Annotated in this window: 2 protein-coding genes; both read left to right on the plus strand. The window is 63.4% G+C overall.

Annotated elements, in window-relative coordinates; all coding sequences use genetic code 11:
* The first annotated feature begins 262 nt into the window (after positions 1–262).
* On the plus strand, positions 263–988 hold the full coding sequence (locus tag RMO40_RS21795; protein WP_309725697.1) for a lipase secretion chaperone: 726 nt from the start codon (positions 263–265) through the stop codon (positions 986–988).
* Positions 989–1,073: 85 nt separating this feature from the next.
* Positions 1,074–3,413, plus strand: a complete 2,340-nt coding sequence (locus RMO40_RS21800; RefSeq protein ID WP_309725698.1) for a Tex family protein — start codon at positions 1,074–1,076, stop codon at positions 3,411–3,413.
* The last annotated feature ends 153 nt before the right edge of the window (positions 3,414–3,566 follow it).

The raw sequence follows: 3,566 nt of genomic DNA on the forward strand, positions 1-3,566 counted from the left end.
CGACAGGCAAAGTTTTGCACGATCGTTCAAATTAAACGCATATCGGTTTCCCTGACGGTGTTTGCGAGTGCTCTACTGTTCCGCCACGAGGACATGATGTCGCAGGCAAAAAATTGTTAAGTAATTGATTTACATCGTAAAAATACGAATAGTTGTTTGTCGTTCCGTGATCGTTTACTTAACTGAAGCCGATTTTCGTGTTCGCCGTTTGGCGCAGAATTCACGAATAGTGGACTTGCGTTCACTTAAAGAGGGGGCCGTGATGAGTGATCTCAAAAGCCGAATCTTTGTCTTCTTGGGCGCGACGGCCGTGCTCGCTGCCCTCGGCGGATGGTTCACTTCGTCGCGACCCGACGAATCGCTTTTGCCTGCCGATTCCAATGCGTCGCGGGCGCTTGCCCCAGCCGACAACGCCGCAGAGCGGGCGGCGGCCAATGTTGACAACGACAAGGTGGTCGAGATTGACGTGATGGGCAACCGGCTGGATGCGTCACGCCTGTTCGACCTCGGTTTTGCGGGCGGCCTGAACATCGACCAGCAGACCCGCGCCACGCTCGACACGCTGCTGATGAACATGTCGGACACCCCTGCAGTGCAAGAGATCGAAAAACTCGAATGGACCCTGCGCAACGGCCTGCCGAAGGACGACGCCGACAAGGCCATCAAGATGTTCCACGGCTACCGCGCCTACCTCGGCGACATGAAGGGCGAGCTGCAACAGATGGGCATCCCCGACACGCCGGCGGTTGCCAATGCGTATTTCGATCAGCTCGCCTTGCTGCAGCGCCGCCACTTCGATGAAGCCACTGCCGCGGCGCTGTTCGGCCAGGAGAACCTGAACGCACGCTTGGTGATGCAGGCGGCCTTGATCAGCCAGAACGAGGCCTTGAGTGAAAGCGACAAGCAGCAGCAGCTCGAACAATTGCGCACGCAGCTGCCACCAGATCAACGCGGCCTGATCCCGCTTGCTCAAGCTGCCAAGCCCTGACGGCCCTTGCGTTCTGGGGGAAGCGCAGTGACCGTGTGGCAAACTCCGCCGCTTTCCTTGTCCGCCCCGCCACGGGCCCCTCGTTTTGAACAAGATTCTTCTGCAGTTGGCCGCCGAACTGAAGGTTCGCCCGGCCCAAGTCAATGCAGCCGTGGAGCTGCTGGACGGTGGCGCCACGGTTCCTTTTATTGCCCGCTACCGCAAAGAGGCGACCGACAACCTCGACGACACGCAGCTGCGTGACCTGGAAGCCCGCCTCGGCTACCTTCGTGAACTGGAAGAACGCCGCGCCGCAGTGCTCAAGAGCATCGACGAACAAGGCAGGCTGACGCCCGAGTTGCGCGCGGCGGTCGAGAACGCGCCGACCAAGCAGGAGCTCGAAGACATCTACCTGCCCTACAAGCCGCGCCGCCGCACCAAGGGCATGATTGCTCGCGAAGCTGGCCTGGAGCCGCTGGCCGACAAGCTGTTTGCCGACCCGACCTTGGTGCCACTCGACGAGGCCGCTGGCTTCATTAACGCCGAAGGTGGTTTTGCCGACGCGCTGGCCGTGCTCGATGGCGTACGCGACCTGCTGAGCGAGCGCTGGGCCGAAGACGCCGCGCTCGTGGGCAAGCTGCGCACCTGGCTGTGGGACGCAGGGTTGCTGCGCTCGAAGCTGATGGATGGCAAGGACGAAAACAACCCCGACATCTCCAAGTTCCGCGACTACTTCGACTACGACGAGCCGATCAACCGCGTGCCGTCGCACCGCGCGTTGGCCGTCTTTCGTGGCCGCACGCAAGAGTTTCTCGACGCCAAACTGGTGCTCGATGAAGAACTGGTGCCGGGTCAGCCGTCGCAGGCGGAAGGGCGTATCGCCATCCACCTGGGCTGGAGCCACGCGAAGCGCGCCGCCGACGACTTGATCCGCAAGACCATCGCCTGGACCTGGAAGGTCAAGCTCAGCCTGAGCCTAGAGCGCGACCTCTTCAGCCGCCTGCGTGAAGACGCCGAAAAAGTGGCGATCAAGGTGTTCGCTGAAAACCTGCGCGACCTGTTGCTCGCCGCACCGGCCGGCCCGCGCGTGGTGATGGGGTTGGACCCCGGCATTCGCACCGGTGTGAAGGTGGCCGTGGTCGACGCCACTGGCAAGGTGCTCGACACGAACACCGTCTACCCGCACGAACCGCGCAAGGACTGGGAAGGCTCCATTCACACCCTGGGCCGCCTGTGCGCAACGCACGGCGTGAACCTCATCGCCATCGGCAACGGCACCGCCAGCCGCGAGACCGACAAGCTGGCCTCCGACCTCATCAAGCGCATCCAGCAACTCGCGCCCGGCACCCATATCGAGAAGGTGGTGGTCAGTGAAGCGGGCGCGTCGGTCTACTCAGCAAGCGAGTTCGCGAGCAAGGAGCTGCCCGAGCTCGACGTGAGCCTGCGTGGCGCGGTGAGCATTGCCCGCCGCCTGCAAGACCCGCTGGCCGAGCTGGTGAAGATCGACCCCAAGAGCATCGGCGTCGGCCAGTACCAGCACGACGTCAACCAGAGCGAGCTGGCCAAGAGCCTCGACGTGGTGATCGAAGACTGTGTGAACTCGGTCGGGGTCGACTTGAACACCGCCTCGGCGCCGCTGCTGGCGCGTGTTTCGGGCTTGAGCACGGCGGTGGCCAGCAGCATCGTGCGCTGGCGCGATGCCAACGGTGCCTTCCGCAACCGGCAGCAGCTGCTCGATGTGAGCGGCCTGGGTGCCAAGACCTTCGAGCAGAGCGCGGGTTTCCTGCGCATTCGCAACGGCGACAACCCGCTCGACCAATCGGGCGTGCACCCCGAAACCTACACGGTGGTCGAGAAGATCCTCAAGGCCGTTGCCAAACCTGCCGCCGAGGTGATGGGCCGCAGCGATGTGCTGCGCGCGCTCAAGCCCGACGCCTTCGCCGACGACAAGTTCGGCGCCATCACGGTGAAAGACATTTTTGCCGAGCTGGAAAAACCGGGCCGCGACCCGCGTCCCGACTTCAAGGTCGCGCGCTTCAACGAAGGTGTCGAAGACTTGAAGGACTTGCAGCCGGGCATGACGCTGGAAGGCACGGTCAGCAACGTGGCCCAGTTCGGTGCCTTCATCGACCTCGGTGTGCACCAGGATGGCCTGGTGCATGTGAGCCAGCTCAGCAACAAGTTCGTCACCGATGCGCGCGAGGTCGTCAAGACTGGCGACATCGTCAAGGTGAAGGTGCTGGAAGTCGACCTGGCGCGCAAGCGCATCTCGCTCACCATGAAGCTCGACGCCACGGTGGCACCAGGCGGCGAGCGCGGCAACAACAGCTACAAGCCGCCCGCGCGTGGTGAACGTGCGGGTGGCCCAGCCCGTGCGCCGGCTCAGGCGCAGCCACAAGGCGCATCCGCCATGGCCGCGGCCTTCGCCAAGTTGCAGAAGCGCTGAGGACGCAGTGCCCCCCAGTCGCTTCGCTCCTGCCCCCGAGGGGCGCGGTCCGGCTTGGGGCGACCCGGCGCCGGACCATGCCGCCTCGGGGTTACCTGGAGCCCAGCAACTGAGCGAAGTTCTTACAGACGCGCGCAGTGACGGTCGACGTAC

It is taken from the genome of Rhizobacter sp. (assembly GCF_031412075.1).
Classification (GTDB): domain Bacteria; phylum Pseudomonadota; class Gammaproteobacteria; order Burkholderiales; family Burkholderiaceae_C; genus Rhizobacter.